This window comes from Labrys miyagiensis (assembly GCF_030160835.1).
GTDB lineage: Bacteria > Pseudomonadota > Alphaproteobacteria > Rhizobiales > Labraceae > Labrys > Labrys miyagiensis.
In genome coordinates, this window is the sequence record NZ_BSPC01000004.1 from 100,412 (window position 1) to 119,870 (window position 19,459).

At 64.9% G+C, this 19,459-nt stretch carries 17 protein-coding genes; 8 read left to right on the forward strand and 9 right to left on the reverse strand.

Features of this window, described 5'->3' with window-relative positions:
• Window positions 1–65 precede the first annotated feature (65 nt).
• The 5 genes from QQL24_RS00665 to QQL24_RS00685 all read left to right on the forward strand — a co-directional run bounded on the left by QQL24_RS00665 (window position 66) and on the right by QQL24_RS00685 (window position 6,483).
• Window positions 66–1,340, forward strand: a complete 1,275-nt coding sequence (locus QQL24_RS00665) for an ABC transporter substrate-binding protein (RefSeq protein WP_284309948.1) — start codon at window positions 66–68, stop codon at window positions 1,338–1,340.
• A gap of 77 nt (window positions 1,341–1,417) precedes the next feature.
• The gene (locus QQL24_RS00670) at window positions 1,418–2,311 is read left to right on the forward strand and encodes a carbohydrate ABC transporter permease (RefSeq protein WP_284309949.1); all 894 of its coding nucleotides are present in this window, start codon (window positions 1,418–1,420) and stop codon (window positions 2,309–2,311) included.
• Window positions 2,308–3,132, forward strand: a complete 825-nt coding sequence (locus QQL24_RS00675; RefSeq protein ID WP_284309950.1) for a carbohydrate ABC transporter permease — start codon at window positions 2,308–2,310, stop codon at window positions 3,130–3,132. Before QQL24_RS00670 ends, QQL24_RS00675 begins: the two co-directional genes overlap by 4 nt.
• Before the next feature lie 8 nt (window positions 3,133–3,140).
• A complete protein-coding gene (locus QQL24_RS00680) occupies window positions 3,141–5,381 on the forward strand; it encodes a glycoside hydrolase family 2 protein (RefSeq protein ID WP_284309951.1) in 2,241 nt (746 codons plus the stop codon).
• 19 nt (window positions 5,382–5,400) lie between these two features.
• The gene (locus QQL24_RS00685; protein WP_284309952.1) at window positions 5,401–6,483 is read left to right on the forward strand and encodes an ABC transporter ATP-binding protein; all 1,083 of its coding nucleotides are present in this window, start codon (window positions 5,401–5,403) and stop codon (window positions 6,481–6,483) included.
• A 49-nt stretch (window positions 6,484–6,532) separates the two neighbouring features.
• Here QQL24_RS00685 and QQL24_RS00690 read toward each other — a convergent pair whose 3' ends face one another.
• The 7 genes from QQL24_RS00690 to hisS all read right to left on the reverse strand — a co-directional run bounded on the left by QQL24_RS00690 (window position 6,533) and on the right by hisS (window position 13,654).
• Window positions 6,533–7,603 carry an Ldh family oxidoreductase gene (locus QQL24_RS00690; protein WP_284309953.1) on the reverse strand — a complete coding sequence of 357 codons (1,071 nt, stop codon included), beginning with the start codon at window positions 7,601–7,603 and terminating at the stop codon, window positions 6,533–6,535.
• Entirely contained in the window at window positions 7,600–7,815 is a 216-nt protein-coding gene (gene yacG, locus QQL24_RS00695; RefSeq protein ID WP_284309954.1) for a DNA gyrase inhibitor YacG, read from the reverse strand. The genes QQL24_RS00690 and yacG overlap by 4 nt, the downstream gene beginning before the upstream one ends.
• Window positions 7,812–8,435: a Maf family nucleotide pyrophosphatase gene (locus QQL24_RS00700; RefSeq protein ID WP_284309955.1), complete on the reverse strand. Its 624-nt coding sequence runs from the start codon at window positions 8,433–8,435 to the stop codon at window positions 7,812–7,814. The genes yacG and QQL24_RS00700 overlap by 4 nt, the downstream gene beginning before the upstream one ends.
• A gap of 268 nt (window positions 8,436–8,703) precedes the next feature.
• Complete coding sequence (locus QQL24_RS00705) at window positions 8,704–9,549, reverse strand: oxidoreductase (protein WP_284309956.1); 846 nt, start codon at window positions 9,547–9,549, stop codon at window positions 8,704–8,706.
• Window positions 9,550–9,704: 155 nt separating this feature from the next.
• Window positions 9,705–10,700, reverse strand: coding sequence for an ATP phosphoribosyltransferase (gene hisG / locus QQL24_RS00710; protein ID WP_284309957.1), 996 nt, complete (start codon window positions 10,698–10,700; stop codon window positions 9,705–9,707).
• Entirely contained in the window at window positions 10,700–11,815 is a 1,116-nt protein-coding gene (locus tag QQL24_RS00715; RefSeq protein WP_284309958.1) for an ATP phosphoribosyltransferase regulatory subunit, read from the reverse strand. Before QQL24_RS00715 ends, hisG begins: the two co-directional genes overlap by 1 nt.
• A gap of 363 nt (window positions 11,816–12,178) precedes the next feature.
• Window positions 12,179–13,654, reverse strand: a complete 1,476-nt coding sequence (hisS, locus tag QQL24_RS00720; protein WP_284309959.1) for a histidine--tRNA ligase — start codon at window positions 13,652–13,654, stop codon at window positions 12,179–12,181.
• Window positions 13,655–13,971: 317 nt separating this feature from the next.
• Between hisS and QQL24_RS00725 the strand changes: the two genes are divergently transcribed.
• From QQL24_RS00725 to QQL24_RS00735, 3 genes are all read left to right on the forward strand, one after another.
• Window positions 13,972–14,988, forward strand: a complete 1,017-nt coding sequence (locus QQL24_RS00725; RefSeq protein WP_284309960.1) for an ABC transporter substrate-binding protein — start codon at window positions 13,972–13,974, stop codon at window positions 14,986–14,988.
• Window positions 14,989–15,107: 119 nt separating this feature from the next.
• Window positions 15,108–15,932 carry an ABC transporter ATP-binding protein gene (locus QQL24_RS00730; protein WP_284309961.1) on the forward strand — a complete coding sequence of 275 codons (825 nt, stop codon included), beginning with the start codon at window positions 15,108–15,110 and terminating at the stop codon, window positions 15,930–15,932.
• 13 nt (window positions 15,933–15,945) lie between these two features.
• Window positions 15,946–16,821: an ABC transporter permease gene (locus tag QQL24_RS00735; protein WP_284309962.1), complete on the forward strand. Its 876-nt coding sequence runs from the start codon at window positions 15,946–15,948 to the stop codon at window positions 16,819–16,821.
• Between the two features lie 326 nt (window positions 16,822–17,147).
• Here QQL24_RS00735 and QQL24_RS00740 read toward each other — a convergent pair whose 3' ends face one another.
• Both QQL24_RS00740 and QQL24_RS00745 read right to left on the reverse strand, forming a co-directional pair.
• On the reverse strand, window positions 17,148–18,533 hold the full coding sequence (locus QQL24_RS00740; protein WP_284309963.1) for a sensor histidine kinase: 1,386 nt from the start codon (window positions 18,531–18,533) through the stop codon (window positions 17,148–17,150).
• A complete protein-coding gene (locus QQL24_RS00745; RefSeq protein ID WP_284309965.1) occupies window positions 18,523–19,197 on the reverse strand; it encodes a response regulator in 675 nt (224 codons plus the stop codon). Before QQL24_RS00745 ends, QQL24_RS00740 begins: the two co-directional genes overlap by 11 nt.
• Between the last annotated feature and the right edge of the window lie 262 nt (window positions 19,198–19,459).

Consider the following 19,459-nt stretch of genomic DNA (forward strand, 5'->3'; position numbering starts at 1 on the left):
TGAGGAATACTCAACGCGGGAAACGGGAGAAACCCGTTCCTCAAGCGGACCTCCGGGAGGAAACGATGAGGCATTTTCTGCGTGCGCTGCGCCCCCAACTCGCCGGCGTGGCACTGGCCGGCGCGAGCCTGCTGGCGGTCGCCGCCGCCGAGGCGAAGGACATCACCGTCTGGTGCTGGGATCCCAATTTCAACGTCGCGATCATGAAGGAAGCGGGCGAGCGCTATGCCAAGGCCCATCCCGACGTGCATGTCAATGTGGTCGACTTCGCCAAGGCGGATGTCGAGCAGAAGCTGCAGACGGGCCTCTCCGCCGGTACCGGCGCCGGCCTGCCGGATATTGTCCTGATCGAGGATTACGGCGCCCAGAAATATCTGCAGTCCTTCCCTGACGCCTTCGCGCCGATGTCCGGCAAGGTCGACTATTCCGGCTTCGCGCCCTACAAGGTCAAGGTGATGACCGTCGGGGACAAGGTCTATGGCATGCCCTTCGATTCCGGCGTCACCGGCATGTATTTCCGCAAGGACTATCTCGAGGCGGCGGGCTTCAAGCCCGAGGACATGCAGAACATCACCTGGGATCGCTTCATCGAGATCGGCAAGCAGGTGGAAGCGAAGACCAGCAAGAAGATGATCGGCATCGATCCCAATGACGCCGGTATCGTGCGCATCATGATGCAATCGGCCGGTGGCTGGTATTTCGACAAGGATGGCAATCCCACCATCACCGGCAATCCGGCGCTGAAGGCCTCGCTTGAAACGCTCGGCAAGATGATGAACGCCGGCATCTACAAGCCTGCCGCCGGCTGGGCCAATTGGGTGAGCACTTTCACCTCCGGCGACGTGGCCGCCGTGGTGACCGGGGTCTGGATCACCGGTACCGTAAAGGCGCAGGCCGATCAATCCGGCAAATGGGGGGTTGCTCCCATCCCTGCCCTGAGCATCGATGGCGCCACCCATCAGTCCAATCTCGGCGGCTCGAGCTGGTATGTGCTGGCCAGCTCGCCGCAGAAGGATGACGCGATCGATTTCCTGAACGAGACCTATGGCAAGGATGTCGACTTTTACCAGAAGATCCTGCAGGACCGCGGTGCGGTCGGTTCGCTTCTGGTGGCGCGTCAAGGGCCGGCCTATGGCCAGGCCGATGCCTTCTTCGGCGGCGCAAAGGTCTGGGAAAGCTTCGCCGATTGGCTCGCCAAGATTCCGCCCGTCAGCTACGGCACTTATACCAATGAAGCCGATGCGGCCGTGATCGCTCAGATCCCATCCCTGGCCAAGGGCGGCTCGGTCGACGATGCCCTGAAGGCGATCGAAGCGCAGCTGAAGACACAGATCCAATAGGCGGGGACACGCCCTCAAGCGTCGGGCGGCATCAACCATGCCGTCCGCCCGCGACGGTCAGGCTTCAGGAAATGCCGATGGCTCTTGTGCGTCCCGGCGGTGTGCGCCGCTATTATGATGTCAATGGCTGGCTGTTCATCGGGCCGGCACTCGGGCTGATCGGCCTGTTCATGGTCTATCCAATCCTGTGGTCGCTCTGGATGTCCTTCCAGTCCGGCCGCGGGACCATGATCCGCTTCGTCGGCTTCGGCAACATCGTCCGCCTGTTCAACGATCCTGTCTTTCTCAAGGCCCTGACCACGACGATCACCTTCTTCGTGGTGCAGGTGCCGATCATGCTGCTGCTGGCGCTGATCCTGGCGGCCGTCCTCAACAGTCCCCGGTTGGTCGGCCGCGATTTCTTCCGCATCGCCATCTTCCTGCCTTGCGTGTCGTCGCTGGTGACCTATTCGGCCCTGTTCAAGGGCATGTTCGCAAGCGACGGCATCGTCAACGCCACGCTGCAAGGGATAGGCCTGATCGCGTCGCCCGTTCCCTGGATGACCGACCCCTTCTGGGCGAAGGTCATGATCATCATCGCCATCACCTGGCGGTGGACCGGCTACAACATGATCTTCTACCTGTCCGCCATGCAGAATATCGATCGCTCGATCTACGAGGCGGCACGCATAGACGGCATCAGCGCCAGCGGGCAGTTCTTTCGCATCACCATTCCGATGCTGAAGCCGGTGATTCTGTTCACCGCCGTGATCTCCACCATCGGCACGCTGCAGCTCTTCGACGAGGTGGCGAACATCACGCTCGGCGGCCCCTCCGACGCGACGCTGACCCTCTCGCTCTACATCTACAACCTGACCTTCAAGTTCATCCCCAATCTCGGCTACGCGGCCACCGTGTCCTATGTGATCGTGATCCTCGTGGCGCTGCTCGCCTTCCTGCAGTTCTACGCGGCAAGGGAGAGAGAGCAATGAGCGGCGATCGTCTCAGGGCCATTCTTGGGCCGGTGCTGATGTATGGCTTCGTGGGAGGCATGGCCTTCCTGTCGATCTTCCCCTTCCTGTGGATGCTGATCGGTACCACCAACACGTCCGGCGACATCATCAAGGGCCGCCTGTCGTTCGGGGGAGCGTTCGCCGACAATGTGCAGAAGTTCTTCTCGCAGGTCGATGCGCCGCTGATCTTCTGGAACTCGGCCAAGATCGCGCTGCTCAGCACCGTGTTCACCCTGGCGGTCTCCTCGCTGGCCGGCTACGGCTTCGAGATGTTCCGCTCCAGGCTGCGCGAGCGGATCTACAGCGCCATTCTCCTGACGCTGATGGTGCCGTTCGCGGCCCTGATGATCCCGCTCTTCGTGATGATGGGCCGAGCCGGCCTGATCAACACCCATATTGCGGTGCTGCTGCCGACCATCGGCTCGGCCTTCATCATCTTCTATTTCCGCCAGAGCACCAAGGCCTTCCCCTCCGAGCTACGGGATGCCGCCAAGGTCGATGGCCTGAAGGAATGGCAGATCTTTCTCTACATCTTCTTGCCGGTGATGCGCTCGACCTATGCGGCTGCCTTCATCATCGTCTTCATGGCGGCCTGGAACAGCTATCTGTGGCCGCTGATCGTGCTGCAGTCCAACGAGACCAAGACGATCACGCTGGTGATCTCGTCGCTGGCCTCGGCCTACTACCCCGATTTCGGCGTGGTGATGGTCGGCGCGGTGCTCGCCACCCTGCCGACGCTTATCGTCTTCTTCCTCATGCAGCGCCAGTTCGTCCAGGGCATGCTGGGTTCGGTCAAATAGGAATGAACATGCGTATTGTCGAAAATTTCAATCAAGGCTGGCATTTCCATGAGGGCGCCGTCGCGCCGGAGCGGCTCGCCGCGGGCGGGCTTGCGGTCGAGCTGCCCCACACCGCGGTGCAGCTGCCGTTCAACTATTTCGACGAGACCGCCTATCAGTGCGCCTTCAGCTACCAGAAGCATCTGCCCTGGCGCTCCGACTTCGCCGGCCGCGAGATATCGCTGGTGTTCGACGCGGCCATGGCCGATGCGGTGGTCTTCCTCAATGGCGAGGAGATTGCCGCGCACAAGGACGGCTATACGCCCTTCGAAGCTCGGCTGACCGGGCGCCTGCGGCAAGGCGACAATCTCATCACCGTGAAGATCGACGGCCGCGAGAACCCGGCGATACCGCCTTTCGGCGGGCGGATCGACTACCTCACCTATGCCGGCATCTACCGGGACGTCTGGCTGAAGGTGACCGCCCCCGTCTCGATCGCCAATCTCAAGATCGAAACGGGCCATGTACTGGCCGAGCGCAAATCGGTGACGGTGCGCTGCGATCTCGCCAATCCGCAGGGCCTGCCTATCGAGGGAACCCTCACGGCCCGCCTGCGCACGGTGGAAGGCCATGCGATCGCCGAGGTCAGCACCGCCGCCATCGCCGAGGGCGGGCTGCTTTCGTTCGAGGCCCTTGAGGGATTGGCCCTCTGGGATATCGACGATCCCGTTCTCTACGACATGGACGTGGAGCTCCGCACCGATGCAGGCAAGGACAGCCTCTCCTCCAGCTTCGGCTTCCGCACGGCCGCCTTCACCACCGAGGGGTTCCTGCTCAACGGCCGCAAGCTGAAGATCCGGGGCCTCAACCGGCACCAGGCCTATCCCTATGCCGGCTATGCGATGGGCCGCTCGGCCCAGGAGCGGGACGCGGAAATCGTGAAGCGGGTGCTCAAATGCAATCTCGTGCGCACCTCGCACTATCCACAATCGAAATATTTCCTCGATCATTGCGACCGCATCGGCCTGCTGGTCTTCGAGGAGATTCCCGGCTGGCAGCATATCGGCGACGTGGCCTGGCAGAAGGAGGCCATCGAGAATGTGCGACGCATGATCCAGCGTGACTGGAACCATCCCTCGATCGTGATCTGGGGCGTGCGCATCAACGAGTCCCAGGATTCCCATGATTTCTATGCCGAAACCAACCGCCTCGCGCGGGAACTCGACCCGACCCGTCCCACCGGCGGCGTGCGCTACATCACCGAGAGCGAATTCCTCGAGGACGTCTACACCATGAACGATTTCGTTCTCGGCAATGAGGAACTGCCGGGGACGAACCGCCCGCGCACGGCCTTGCGCCCGCAGCAGGAATGCACGGGGCTGGATCGCGCGGTGCCCTATCTCATCACTGAGTATGGCGGCCACATGTATCCGACCAAGAGCTACGACCAGGAGCAGCGCCAGGCCGAACATGTGCGCCGGCACCTGGAAGTGCTCAATGCCTCCTATGGCGATGCCGGTATCTCCGGCTGCATCGGCTGGTGCATGGCCGATTACAACACCCACAAGGATTTCGGATCGGGGGATCGCATCTGTTATCACGGCGTGCTCGACATGTTCCGTGAGCCGAAATTCGCCGCCTTCGTCTATGCCAGCCAGTGCGAGCCGGCCGAAGAAGTGGTGCTGAAGCCCGTCACCTTCTGGGCGAGGGGCGAGCGCAATATCGGCGGGGTGCTGCCGCTGATCATCCTCACCAATTGCGATGAGGTGGAACTGCGCTATGGAACGCTGACCAAGCGCATCGGCCCCGATCGAGAGACCTTCCCGCATCTGCCCCACGCGCCCGTCGTCATCGACCACCGCCACTTCACCAAGGACGAGCTTGGGGTCTGGGGCATGCGCTGGGAGGACGCGCATTTCACCGGCTTCGTCGCCGGCAGACCCGTCGCCGAACTCCACATGGTCGCTGATCCCGTTCCGAAACGGCTCGAGGTCGTCACCGACAGCCAGACCCTGCGGGCCGGCGAGCGTGACAGCACCAGGGTGATCGTACGGGCCCTCGATCAGGCGGGCTCGAAGCTGCCTTTCCTCAACGATGCCGCCACGATCCGCCTGGACGGACCGGCCAGCCTGATCGGCCCGGCCATCGCGCCGTTTCAGGGAGGCACCACCGGCTTCTGGGTGGAGAGCACGGGGGAGCCGGGCGCGATCAGCATCGAGATCTCGTCGCCGCGCTTTGCCACCTACACGCTGCAGCTCAGTGTCGCTTGAGCGGAAGGAGAGGGAGCCGATGAGTGACCTCACGCTGGGCAATGTCCGCAAGTCGTTCGGCAATATCGAGATCATCAAGGGGGTCGACCTCGAGGTGAAGTCCGGCGAGTTCGTCGTCTTCGTCGGTCCTTCGGGCTGCGGCAAGTCCACCTTGCTGCGCATGATCGCCGGGCTCGAAGACATCACCAGCGGCACGCTGAAGATCGGCGATACGGTGGTCAACGATGTCGACCCGTCCCGGCGCGGCATCGCCATGGTGTTTCAGTCCTACGCGCTCTATCCGCATATGACGGTGCGGGAGAATATGGGCTTTGCCCTGCGGTTTGCCGGCATGCCCAAGGCCGACGTGGCACGACAGGTTGGCGAGGCCGCGCGCATCCTCGGCCTGGAACCGCTGCTCGACCGCAAGCCGAAGCAACTGTCGGGCGGCCAGCGCCAGCGCGTGGCCATCGGCCGCGCCATCGTGCGTCATCCCAAGGTCTTCCTGTTCGACGAGCCGCTCTCGAACCTCGACGCCGAACTGCGCGTGCATATGCGCATCGAGATCGCGCGGCTGCACAAGAAGCTGGCGACCACGATCATCTATGTCACCCATGACCAGGTCGAGGCGATGACCCTTGCTGACAAGATCGTGGTGCTGCGCGGCGGCGCCGTCGAACAGGTCGGTGCCCCACTCGATCTCTATGACGATCCGGCGAACCTCTTCGTTGCCGGTTTCATCGGTTCGCCGAAGATGAACTTCTTCAAGGCTGTGCTGGCGCGGGCAGGGGATGGCGGCTGGGCGGCGAGCTTGCCGGATTTCGGCAATGCCACGATTCCGCTCGCCTTGGCGGATGGCAGCGCCAAGGAAGGGGCAACGGTGGTTGTCGGCATCCGCCCCGAACATTTCGAAGCGAGTGGCAGCGCCGCCCTGGAGCTGACCATCGACCTCCTCGAACAATTGGGCGGCGAGACCTTCATCTTCGCCCGGCATGGTGCCGGCGATCTGGTGACAATCCAGACCAGCAATGGCCGCGGCCTGAAATCCGGCGAGCCGATCACCGCCCGCTTCGATCCCGTCAGGGCCTTGGTGTTCGCGGAGAGCGGGCAAAGAATGCGCTGATCCGGGGCGGCACGCGGCCGCAATCCCGCATTTACCTCGCCAGGATGGGTCAGGCTTTCGCCGGTAGCGTCAGCCCATATTTCTCCGCCAGCTCGGCAAAAGCCTTCTCGCTGTCGGGATCCACGGGCACGCCCTTCACCCTGCGCTCATCCTCGACCTTCCATTCGCGATCGCCCGGCGCCATCGGCTGGCCGGTCGCGCCCTCCGCCGGGACGGCGGCACGGATATTGGCGAGGTAGCGCGTGATGATGGCGCCGTAGACTTCCGTGCCGATGAAGGCGGCGGGGTTGATGGCGAGCGCAAAGCCGCCCATGTCGCGCGGGGCGCCGGTGGAGGGCTTGCCATACATCGGCACCAGCTCGGTGGAGAGGGACATGCCGGTCAGGGGCGAGGAGAGGATCTCGACGAGGCCGGCCAGCGCCGCGCCCTTGTAGCCCTGTTCGCCGCCGACCGGCGAGAGCGTGCGGGCGGCGTGCGGATCGGTGGTATGGAGGCCCTTCTCGTCCACCGCGACATTCTGGGGCAGCGTCAGCCCGAGCGAGCGGTAGAGCAGCACGCGGTTCTGCGGGATGGCGCTGGTCGCCATGTCCATCAGCCAGGGGCGCTGGCCGGGCACCGGCGCGCCGATGGCGATCGGGCTGGTGCCGTGGAAGGCGTCGCGCCCGTCGAACAGGCGCACGGCCGCGTCCGAATTGGCGACGAGCATGCCGATGAAGCCCTGCTCGGCGGCCCATTTCGCATAAGCGCCGGCAGCGCCCATATGCGACATGTGCTTGATCGTCACCGCGCCGACACCTTGGCCCCTGGCGATGTCGACGGCGACTTCCATGGCGCGGTAGCAGGCATAGTGGCCGATAGCGCCGTCGGCATCGAGCACGGCGGTGGAGCCTGCGCCATGGGAGACCTCGATCTGGGGATGGCCGTTCACTTCCCCGCTCGCCAGCACGCCGAGATAATAGGGCAGCAGCCGCACGCCATGGCTGTCCACGCCGATAATGGAGGCATGCATCATCGCCCGGATCGCGGCATTGGCGGAGGGAACGTCAGCTCCGCCGGCCAGAAGGGCGGATTCGAGGAAGGCCTCGAGGCCGGCGATGGTATAACGCTGCGGTTCGGTCATAAGTCACGCTCTGCATTGAAGGGATCGTCCTGGTCGGTCGGATCGGCCTCGTCATTCTCCGTGCCGGGAATGGCGTAGACACCCTTCAGCCAGCGTGACAGGTCGATATCGGCACAGCGCTTGGAGCAGAACGGCTTCACCGCCTCGACGCTGGGTTTGCTGCAGATCGGGCATTTGCGCTTGAGCAGGGGGGTGGGAACCGGTTCGCTCACAGATTTTCCCTCCAGGTGCCGCGGACGGGGAAGCCGGCGCCTTCGAGCAGGCTCACGGTTTCATACAGCGGCAGACCGACGACATTGGTGTAGGAGCCGACGAGGCGCAGGGCGAAAACGCCGGCGAGCCCCTGAATGGCATAGCCGCCGGCCTTGCCCCGCCACTCGCCGGAGTCAAGATAGGCATTGATCTCGTCGAGCGACAGATGCTTGAAGCGCAGGCGCGTCTCCACCAGGCGGGTGCGGATGGTGCCCTGCGGATTGGCCACGGCGACGCCGGTCATCACGGTATGGCTGCGGCCCGAGAGCAGACGCAGGCAGGCTTCGGCATCCGCCAAGGTTTCTGCCTTGGGCAGCACGCGGCCGGTGCAGGCGACCACCGTGTCTGCCGAGACGATATAGGCCCCGGCGAGGTCGGACCGGCTCTTCAGCGTGACGAGAGCGGCCTCGATCTTCTCCTTGGCCAGGCGCTGCACCAGCGTGCGCGCCGCCTCGCCGCGCCTGGGCGTCTCGTCGATATCGGTCGGCAGCAGGGCATCGGGCGCGCAGCCGGCCTGTTCGAGCAGGGCATGGCGGCGGGGGCTGGCGGAGGCGAGGACGAGTTTGGGGCGATCGGTCATGACAAGCCGGCAACAGGATTCGCCCCTGTGTGGACCAGCAGAGGGTAGTTTGCAATGCTCGGGAAACAACGCACCGCGAAAGCCTCCCCCACGAAGGTGGGGGAGGTGGCATTGCGAAGCAATGACGGAGGGGGTGTGGTCAGAAAAGGGCGCAGGAAGCAGCGTGCCATGAGTTGTGTTTTCGGTGCTTTATCCTGACCACACCCCCTCCGTCACGACTTCGTCGCGACACCTCCCCCAGCTTCGTGGGGGAGGCTCGTGCCGCGCCCTATTCTGGATAATCCGCGCCTTCGGTCACCTCGGCCCAGGCGTCGAAATCGGCGGCGAGCTGTTCGAGCTTGATGCGGGCGCCGGCGAGGGCGACCTTGCCGAGCAGCAGGCGCAGTGGCGGCTTCTCGGCCTCGACCGCCTTCACGATCGCCACGGCCGCGCGCACGGGGTCGCCGACCTGCTTGCCGCTGTTGCCACGGATCTGCGCCAGGCGGGCGCCGGCAGTCTCGTGATAGTCGGCAATCGTCTGCGGCGCCTCGTTGGCGGAGCGGCCGGCCCAGTCGGTGCGGAAGGGACCGGGCTCGACCAGCAGGACCTTGATGCCCATCGGGGCAAGTTCCTGGGAGAGCGCTTCGGAGAGCGCTTCGACGGCGAACTTCGTGGCGTTGTAGAAGCTCACCGACGGAAAGGCTCGCAGGCCGCCGATCGAGGAGATGTTGACGATGCTGCCCGATCGCTGCTTGCGCAGGGTCGGCAGCACAGCGCGTGTCATATGGGTGAGGCCCCACAGATTGATGTCGAACATCTTGTGGACTTCGGCGAGCTCGCTTTCCTCGAAGGAGCCGAAATAGCCGATGCCGGCATTGTTCACGAGCACGTCGATGCGCCCGAGCCGCTCGAGCGTGATCTTCACCGCGGCGTCGATGTCGTCCTGGCTGGTGACGTCGAGCTTCAGCACCAAGGCGAGCTCGCCATACTCCATGGTGAATTCTTCGAGCTGCGCCGGATTGCGGGCGGTGACCACGGTGGGATAGCCCAGCGAAAGCGTATGACGGGCGAGCTCGCGGCCGAACCCGGTCGAGCAGCCGGTGATGAACCAGACGGGCTTTGCATTATCGGACATGACAATCTCTGAAATGAAACGGGAGGGGCGGCTACCATAGAGCCGTGAGTCTTGCGTGATAACCCGAATAATTCTCGTGACAGCCCGGGATCGCAAGCATCTCAGCCACAACCATTCTCTTGGTTGTGGCTGAGATGCTTGCGATCCCAAGGGCGCTATCCCAGCCTCTTCTCCAGCTCGCTGTACAGTGCATTCTGCGGCTCGAACACGAAGTCGAGATTGGTCACCGCGATCGCCGCCGCTCCCTGCTCGGTCAGCCAGGCGGCGAAGTCGAAAACCTGGCCGGCGGGGACGTGGAAGGTGAGGGGCTGGCCCGGAGCGGGCAGGCCGAAGGGGGCGCTGGCGCCGAACTGGCGGGCGGCGTCCTGCAGATGCTGCTGGTTGGCGCCGCGCAGCACGCAGCGGATCTCGCGCTGGGCGCTGCCCTTGGCCTTGGCGGCGAGACGCCCGAGGATGGCGGCGGCGCCGACGCGGGCGCGCGGGTTCCAGTCGGCGCCGAGCGAGGCGACCAGATTGGCCTGGCTGCGCAGCATCACCCCGTCATCCACCACCTTCAGGGCATTGGCCGTCAGCGTGCCGCCCGTGGTGGTGATGTCGACGATGAGATCGGCCGCGCCCGAGGCGGGCGCACCCTCGGTGGCGCCGAGGCTTTCGACGATGAGATAATCGGCCACGCCATGCGCCGAGAAGAAGGCCCGCGTCAGGTTGATATATTTGGTCGCGACCTTGAGGCGGCGGCCGTGGCGCTGGCGAAAGCCGGCGGCGACATCCTCGATGTCGGCCATGGTGCGCACATCGATCCAGGCCTGCGGCACAGCAACCACCACATTGGCCTGGCCGAAGCCGAGCGGCTGGATCAGGCTGACGCGCTCATCGGCACGCGGGATGCTCTCGCGCACCAGGTCCTCGCCGGTGACGCCGAAATGGATGGCGCCGGACGCAAGCTGGCCGGCGATCTCGGAGGCCGAGAGGAAGAGCACCTCGACATCGTCCATACCAGGCACGGCGCCGCGATAGTCGCGCGCGCCGCGTTCCTGCACGAAGCGGATGCCAGCGCGCTCGAAGAAGGCAGTGCAGTTTTCCTGCAGGCGGCCCTTGGAGGGAATGCCCAGAAGCAACGGAGATTGGAGGGGCGAAGAGGGAGCGTTCATCATGCGTCTCCGCCGAACCGGTCGAGCCAAATCGAGCAGCCGACCGCGGGGACGGCTTCAATCGAGCCGAGCTGGCTCATCAGCTGGTCGTAGCGCCCGCCGCCGACGCGCGCCTGGGCGTCGGGCTGGCCAGGATCGCGCAGCTCGAACACGAAGCCGGTGTAGTAGTCGAGGCGCCGGCCGAAGCCGGTGGCGAACTTGATGGCGCCGACATCGATGCCGCGCGCGGCGAAGAAGCCGGTGCGTTCGTCGAAGGCATCGAGCGCGGCGTTGAGATCGAGCCTGGCGTCGCCGGCGATGCTGCGCAATTCGGCCGAGGCGGTGTCGGGATCGCCGGCCACGGCGAAGATCTTGCGGGTGATCGCCACCTTGTCGGCATCGACGCCAAGACCGGAAGAGAGCGCCGCTTGTTCGAGGAAGCGGTCGGCGATCTCGTCGACGCTGCGCCCGCCGACCGGCTGTATGCCGGCGATGGAGAGGAGGTCGGCCACGGCGGCGCGGGCCGAGCCGGGGTCGGAGCCTTCCAGCGCGGCGAGGAAGCCGGCATAGGCGGCCGCGCCGTTCTTGGGCGCGGTGCTGCCGAGGCGCGCGAGGTCCTCGTCGAGGTTCTTGGAGCGGCGCAGGTCGCTCACCAGGCGTCGGCGCCAGACCGGCGGCAGGTCGAGCGCGTCGAGCATGGCGGTGACGATGCCGGCGTCGCCCATGCGGATATCGGGCTTGACGAGGCCGAGCCCGGCGGCCGCCTCGATGGCGATGGCCATCATTTCGGCATCGGCCGCCGGCTTGTCGGTGCGGCCATAATTCTCGAAACCGGCCTGCAGGAACTCGCTCGGGCCATCGGCGCGGAAGCGGAACACCGGCCCGCGATAGGCATAGGCGCCGATGCTGCCGGGCTTGGTTTCCTTGAGATAATGCAGCGAGACGGGAATAGTGAAATCCGGCCGCAGGCAGAATTCTCGGCCCTCGGCATCGGTGGTGAGGAAGGCGCGCCGGCGCATGTCCTCGCCGAGCAGGTCGAGGAACAGCCCGGCCGGCTGCAGCACGGGCGGATCGATCAGCGCATAGCCCGAGCGCTGGGCAAGCGCATCGAAGGCTTCATAGGCTGGGTGGGGCATATGCGCGGTCCATCATCGAAATCGGGGGTCTTCTAGCAGGGCAAGGGGGCTTGCGCGACTGGAAAGCCAAAACGAGGTTTATGCGAGACCCGAGAGCCTTCTCCACGACACGCTGTCCGGGGGGAAGTAGGGTGTGGGAAGCCTCCCCCACGGAGCTGGGGGAGGTGGAATTGCGAAGCAATGACGGAGGGGGTGTGGTCAGGACAAGGCGCCGGAAACGAAGTGTCGCTAGGTCACGGTTCCGACATTATATCCTGACCACACCCCCTCCGACCTCACTTCGTTCGGCCACCTCCCCCAGCTTCGTGGGGGAGGCTTCCCACGCCTTTCCGGACAGGGCCGCTGCGCGGAGACTTTTCGCGCCTACCCCAGCATCTCCTTCACCGTCTTCACCAGTTCGCTCCTCGGCACGACGCGCTGTGCCACGCGGGCCTCGCGCCATTCGGCGTTGTCGGCGATGGCCTTGGCCATCTCGGCGCCGAGCGCCAGGTCCTTGAGCTGCACCTCGCCCTTCTCCGCTTCGTCCGAGCCCTGGATCACGGCGACCGGAGACTTGCGGCGGTCGGCATATTTGAGCTGCGCTTTCATGCCCGAGCCGCCGAGATAGACCTCGGCCCGGATGCCAGCCTGGCGCAATTCGCTGGCCATGGCCTGGTAGTCGGCAAGGCGGGCCTGGTCCATGACGCAGACGACGACAGGGCCCTTCTCGCCGGCGCTGTCGACACGGCCAAGCGCGGTGAGGGCGGCGAGCAAGCGCGAGACGCCGATGGAAAAGCCTGCCGCCGGCACGGGCTCGCCGCGGAAGCGCGCCACGAGGCCGTCATAGCGACCGCCGCCGGCCACCGAGCCGAAGCGGACCGGGCGGCCCTGCTCGTCCTTGACCTCGAAGGTGAGTTCGACCTCGTAGACCGGCCCCGTATAATATTCGAGGCCGCGCACGATCGAGGTGTCGATGACGATGCGATCAGGGCCGTAGCCCGACTTGCCGACGAGGTCCGCGATGCGAGCCAGCTCCTCGACCCCCGCGCTGCCCGTGACGGAACTGGCCACCAGGGGGCGGATGCGCTCCAGCGTCTCGGCATTGCTGCCGCGCTGGCCGGTGACATAATCGAGTATGGTCTGGGCCTGGGCCGGCTCGAGGCCGGCGCCCTTGGTGAAGTCGCCCGACTCGTCCTTGCGCCCGCCACTGAGCAGGTCGCGCACACCCTCGGCGCCCAAGCGGTCGAACTTGTCGATGGCGCGCAGCACGGTGAGGCGGCGGCCGGCGTTCTCGTCACCACTGAGGCCGATCGCCTCCATGATGCCATCGAGCACCTTGCGGTTGTTGATGCGCACCAGATAGGAGCCGCGCGCGATGCCGAGCTTCTCCATGGTGTCGGCCGCCATCATGCAGATCTCGGCGTCGGCGGCGACGGAGGGGCTGCCCACCGTGTCGGCATCGAACTGCATGAACTGGCGGAAGCGCCCCGGGCCCGGCTTTTCGTTGCGAAAGACGAAGCCGGAGCGATAGCTGCGATAGGGCTTGGGCAGGGCGTCGAAATTCTCGGCGACATAGCGGGCGAGCGGCGCCGTGAGGTCGTAGCGCAGCGACAGCCACTGCTCGTCATCGTCCTGGAAGGAGAACACGCCTTCGTTCGGCCTGTCCTGGTCCGGCAGGAACTTGCCGAGGGCATCGGAATATTCGACGAAGGGGGTCTCGCCCGGCTCGAAGCCATAGAGCTCGTACACGCTCTGGATTGTGGCGACCATCGCGCGGGTCGCCATGATCTCGCTGGCGCTGCGGTCCACGAAACCACGCGCCTGCCTTGCCTTCAATTTCTGCTTCTTGTCGCCGGCCATTGCTGCAAACTTTCTGAAATGTTGCCGCTGTTTAGGCAGCAATGCCGCCAGGGGCAAGGATTTCGCGCAGGGCAGACCGCAGGTTTTCATCCAATAGTCCGACGGAAACACCGTCGCTGCGTGCGCAATGACGTATGTGACGCCAGCTTCGATGTCTCGATCGCCTCTGGCGGCAGCCACTCCAGAAAAATCGTCATCCCGCCTTCATTGAAAGCTGACTGAAAGCTTGGTGCGCTAGGCAGAGTAGCAAGCGCCCTCCCGCCATCCCTCGCGATGGAAGAAGACCGGGCATCTGGAAACGCCATTTGGAGAAGAAAATGTTCGCCAAACCGAACCTGCTGCGCGGCCTTCTGCTCGCAGGCACTGTTGCCACCTTGACCCTGGGCGCTGCCGCCGTGGCGCGGGCGGACGACAAAATCACCATCGTCGTCGGCGGTTACGAAAAGCAGATCTACCTGCCCGCCAAGCTGGCGGAGGGCCTGGGCTACTTCAAGGACGAGGGCCTCGACGTCGAACTCCTGAACGACACCGCCGGCGTCGATGCCGAGACCGAGATGCTCGCCGGTACCGTGCAGGGCGTGGTCGGCTTCTACGATCACTGCGTCGACCTGCAGGGCAAGGGCAAGTTCGTCGAGAGCGTGGTGCAGTTCAGCCAGGCGCCGGGCGAAGTCATCCTGGTGTCAGCCAAGCATCCCGAGATCAAGTCGGCCGCCGACTTCAAGGGCGCCGATGTCGGCGTCACCGGGCTCGGCTCCTCCACCAATTTCCTCACGCTCTATCTCGCCCAGAAGGCCGGCGTGAAGCCGAACGAGTTCACTACCCTGCCGGTGGGCGCCGGCGCCACGTTCATCGCCGCCATGCAGCATGACCAGATCCAGGCCGGCATGACCACCGAGCCGACCATCGGGCGCATGGTGAAGTCGGGCGATGCCAGCGTGCTGATCGACATGCGCACGGTGAAGGGCGCCGAGGATGCCCTTGGCGGCACCTATCCCGCCGCTTCGCTCTACATGCCCACGGCCTGGGTGGATTCGCACAAGGATACCGTGCAGAAGCTCGCCAATGCCTTCGTGAAGACGCTGAAATTCATCAACACCCACAGCGCCGCCGAGATCACCGACAAGATGCCGAAGGAATTCTACGGCGACGACAAGGATGGCTATGTGAAGGGGCTCGATGCCGGCAAGGGCATGTTCACGGCCGATGGCGTGATGCCGGAAGATGGTCCCAAGACCGTGCTCGCCGTGCTGCAAACCTTCAAGAAGGAACTGCAGGACAAGCAGATCGATCTATCCAAAACCTTCACCACCGAGTTCGTGAAGAACGTGAAGTGAGATTGGGGGGCGGGTCTTCAGACCCGCCTTGCTCCAGCTCTGCCCATGCATCGAAAGGGAAAGGCGGGTCTGAAGACCCGCCCCCCGACGCGGCTCCGACCTCGTTTCAGGAGGAACCCATGACCCAATCCCAGGCGCAAGCATCCTCGCCCGCCATCGAGCTCATCAATGTCACGCGCCGCTTCGTGACGCCCACGGGCAAGTCGCTCACGGCGATCCACGACTTCTCGATGACCGTCAATCGCGGCGAGTTCGTAGCCGTGGTCGGGCCGACGGGCTGCGGCAAGTCGACCACGCTGAACCTCGTCACCGGCCTTGCCCGGCCGAGCGCCGGCGAGGTGCGGGTGATGGGCGGGCCGGTCAACGGCATCGACCCCAGTGTCGGCTTCGTCTTCCAGGCCGATGCAGTCTTCCCCTGGCGCAATGTCCTCGACAATGTCGCCGCCGGCCCGATGTTCCGCGGCGTGTCGAAGGCGCAAGCCTATGCCCAGGCGCGCGATTGGCTGAAGCGCGTCGGCCTGCCGCGTTTCGAGAACCATTATCCGCACCAGCTTTCGGGCGGCATGCGAAAGCGCGTCGCCCTGGCGCAGACCTTCATCAACCAGCCCAAGATCCTCTTGATGGACGAGCCCTTCTCGGCGCTCGACGTGCAGACCCGCGTGGTCATGCACAATGTGCTGCTGAACCTGTGGGATGAATCCAAGGCCTCCGTCGTGTTCGTCACCCATGATCTCGACGAGGCGATCGCGCTTGCCGACAAGATCTATGTGCTCACCGCCGGCCCGGCCACGGTGAAGTCCGTCTACACGGTCGACCTGCCGCGTCCGCGCATCGTCGAGGACATCCGCTACGATCAGAAGTTCATCGACTATTCCAAGATGATCTGGAACGACCTGCGCGAGGAGGTCCAGACCTCCAACCGCCGCGCCGCCGAAGCCGCGTGAGAGGAGACAGCAAATGAGCGATGTCGCCATGTCCCCGAAGACGCCGACTTTCCGGCCTGGCACCTCGGATGCGGAAATCGAGGCCGCCGTCGCCAAGGCGGCAAAGGCCCGGCGCACCATGGTCCTCGTCTGGCAGGTGGTGATCCTCGTGGCTTTGCTAGCGCTGTGGGAGATCTCCGTCCGCCTCGGCTGGATGACGGACCTTGCCCTAGGCATGCCGAGCACGGTGGTCGTGCGCCTGTGGGAGTGGATCACCGAGGGCGCCAACGGCACGCCGCTCTGGTACCATCTGTGGGTCACGGTGGAGGAAGCCACCATCGGCTTCATCTTCGGCTCCATCGCCGGCGTGCTGGTGGGCGTGGCGCTCGGCCGCAATGCCTTCCTGGCCGATATCTTCTCGGTCTATATCAAGGTGTTCAACTCCATTCCCCGCGTGGTGCTGGCTCCGGTCTTCATCATCATGTTCGGGCTGGGGCTGCCCTCCAAGATCGCCCTGTCCTTCGTGATGGTGTTCTTCCTGGTGTTCCAGAACGCCTTCCAGGGCGTACGCGAGGCCGACCGCTCGCTGATCGCCAATGCCCAGATCCTCGGCGCCAAGCCCTGGCAGCTGACCCGGGCGGTGATCATTCCTTCGGCCATGAGCTGGATCTTCGCCAGCCTTCACGTCAGCTACTCCTTCGCCATCACCGGCGCGATCGTCGGCGAATTCGTCGGCGCCCGCTACGGCATCGGCCAGCTCATCGCCATCGCCCGAGGTTCCTTCGACGGGCCGGGCGTGGCGGCGGCGATCATCATCATCATGCTGGTGGTGCTGGCGGCCGGCTGGATCATGGGCCGTGTCGAAAACAGCCTCGCCAAGTGGCGCCCCAAGCCCCTGTCGGATCATTGAGGCGAGGCCCCGGTTTCGTGCAATAACATGAGCAGGATCAGAAGATCCCATCTCCAGCAAAGACTCATGCCCGGGTTCTCTCCCCGGGCATTTGTCTTTGAGACGAGGGCAAGGCTGGCCTGGCAGTGCGGGATTGCCCGCGACACCGCTGGGCAGGGCAATTCCTCGAGATTCATTCGCGGCATGGATGCCGTCGTTGCGAGCGAAGCGACGCAATCCAGGGGCCGAAGGCGCGACTTCAGCGCCCGCGTGCGCGCCCGCCGGGGGTGACAGCGCTTCTTGCCTTCGCGTTCCCGAGTCTCGCTGACGCCGCCAAGGCCCGCCCCCTACGCCTCCAGCGCCGGCAGGGTGACCTTGACCAGCAGGCCGGGCGGTGGCGCGTTGTCGGCCAGTTCGATCTCGCCCTCATGCGAAGATACGATCTCCTTCACCACGGCAAGGCCGAGGCCGGTGCCTTCGATGCCGGTGCCGAGGCGGCGGTAGAAGCGCTCGAACACCTTTTCGCGTTCGTCGGCCGGGATGCCCGGACCATCGTCCTCGACGCGCAACGTCACGGTCGAGCCGCCCGCCGCCCGCACCCGCGCCGTCACCGTGCCGCCCTTCGGCGTGTAGCGCAGGGCATTCTCGACCAGATTGGTCGCCATCTCGCGCAACAAGGTTGGGTGGCCGTTGACCTGGAGCGGGGCTGGGGCGCCGTCGAAGCCGAGATCGATGCCGCGCTCGACCGCCATGATGGCGAGATCCTCCACAGCGTCCCGGCAGAGGGCGTTGAAATCGACCTTCTCGCGATGGAGGAGGGCGCTGCCCTGTTCGGCGCGGGCAAGGCTGAGGAGCTGGTTGGACAGGCGCGTCATGCCCTCCACCGTGGCGCCGGCAGCCGTGAGCGATTCCCGTGCCGCGGGTGCATCCGGCGCCCGGAGGCCGACGCCGACCTGTGCCTTCAGCAAAGCAAGAGGCGTGCGCAGCTGGTGCGCGGCATTGGCGACGAAGCGCCTCTGCGCCGCGACCTGGCGCTGGACCTGTGCGAGCGCCTCGTTGAGGGCTGTTACAAGCGGTCTCAGCTCGGTCTGGACATCCGTGGTGTCGAGCGGCTCCAGCGTATCGGGGCCGCGCTGGCGCACCTCGTCGCGCAGGCGCAAGAGCGGTGTGAGGCCGCGCCTGAGCCCGAGCAGGGCCAGGATGCCGGCGACCGCCACCAGCAGCATCTCGTCGCGCAACGCCCTCAGCCACAGGTTGTTCACCAGCCTGTCATGGCTGCGCAGGGTCTGCCCGACGATCACCAGCGCCTCGCCGCTCTTGCCGGTGGCGGAGACCACAGGCTGGGCGAGGGCGACGGCGCGCACCGCCTCGCCCCGATAGCTGCCCTTGAAATAGATGTGCCGGAAATTGGTCGGTGTTTCGGGCGGCGGCAGCGTGTCGGGATAGCCGGCGACCAACTCGCCGCGCGGGCCGTTGACGCGGTAGATCACGTGGTCGCGGTCGTCGGTGGCGAACATCTCCAGTGCCGAGGGCGGGATCGGCGCCTGGATGACGCCGTCGCTCTCGTGAATGTTCTCGGCAATCGAGCGGGCGGAGGAGATCAACGTACGGTCGGTGAGGAGGTCGGCCGTCTCGCGCGCATCCGAATAGGAGTTCCAGACATTGTAACTCACCACCGCCGTGAGCGGCAGCACCAGCCAGCCCAGCAGTTCTCGGCGCAGGCTACGCGACATCGGCGCGCCGCAGCATGTAGCCGAGCCCGCGCAGCGTAATGATGCCGACATCGCTGCCTTCGAGCTTCTTGCGCACGCGGTGGACATAGACCTCGACCGCGCTCGGCCCGGCCTCGTCGTCGAAGCCGAAGACGTTCTCCACCAACCTCTCCTTCGGGACCGGGCGGCCGGCATTGAGGATCAGCGTCTCCAGCACCGCATGTTCGCGCGGGGTGAAGGCCAGGTTCTCGCCATTGAGGGCGAAGCTGCGCGACTGGCTGTCGAAGGCGAGCGCCCCATAGGCGAGGATCTGCTCGATGCGGCCCCGGCCGCGGCGCAGCTGGGCACGGATGCGGGCCTCCAGCTCCTCCACCTCGAAGGGCTTGACGAGATAATCATCCGCGCCGCTGTCGAGGCCGCGCACGCGGCTGGAGACGGCGTCATTGGCGGTGAGGATGAGCACGGGCGTGGCGTCGCCCCGCGCCCTGAGGCGCCGGAGCACCTCGATGCCGTCGAGGTCGGGCAGGCCGAGATCGAGGATGAGCAGCGCATAGTCCTGCGACTGCAGAGCCGTGTCGGCCTCGTCGCCGCGATGCACGCAATCCACCACATAATTGCTCTGGCGCAGCAGGCGGCTGACCCATTCGGACAGATCGCGATTGTCTTCAGCCAGGAGGATACGCATGGGCCTGCATTCGCGGCGAGAACTGATGTTGCGACGATTTTACGGGATCGCAGCGTGCGGAGGCAACCCATGCGGCATACCAACCTAAAGCGTTTTGCGATTTGACGGCATCGGCAAGAATCGCAAAGACGCGTCGAAACAAAGAGTTAGAGCAATGCAGCGTTTACGCTTAAACGCGCTTTGCTCTAGGGGCATTGCACAAGTGTTCACGCGATATTCTAGCTCAATATAAAATAAATATGATAGTTGTGTGGGCAGAATC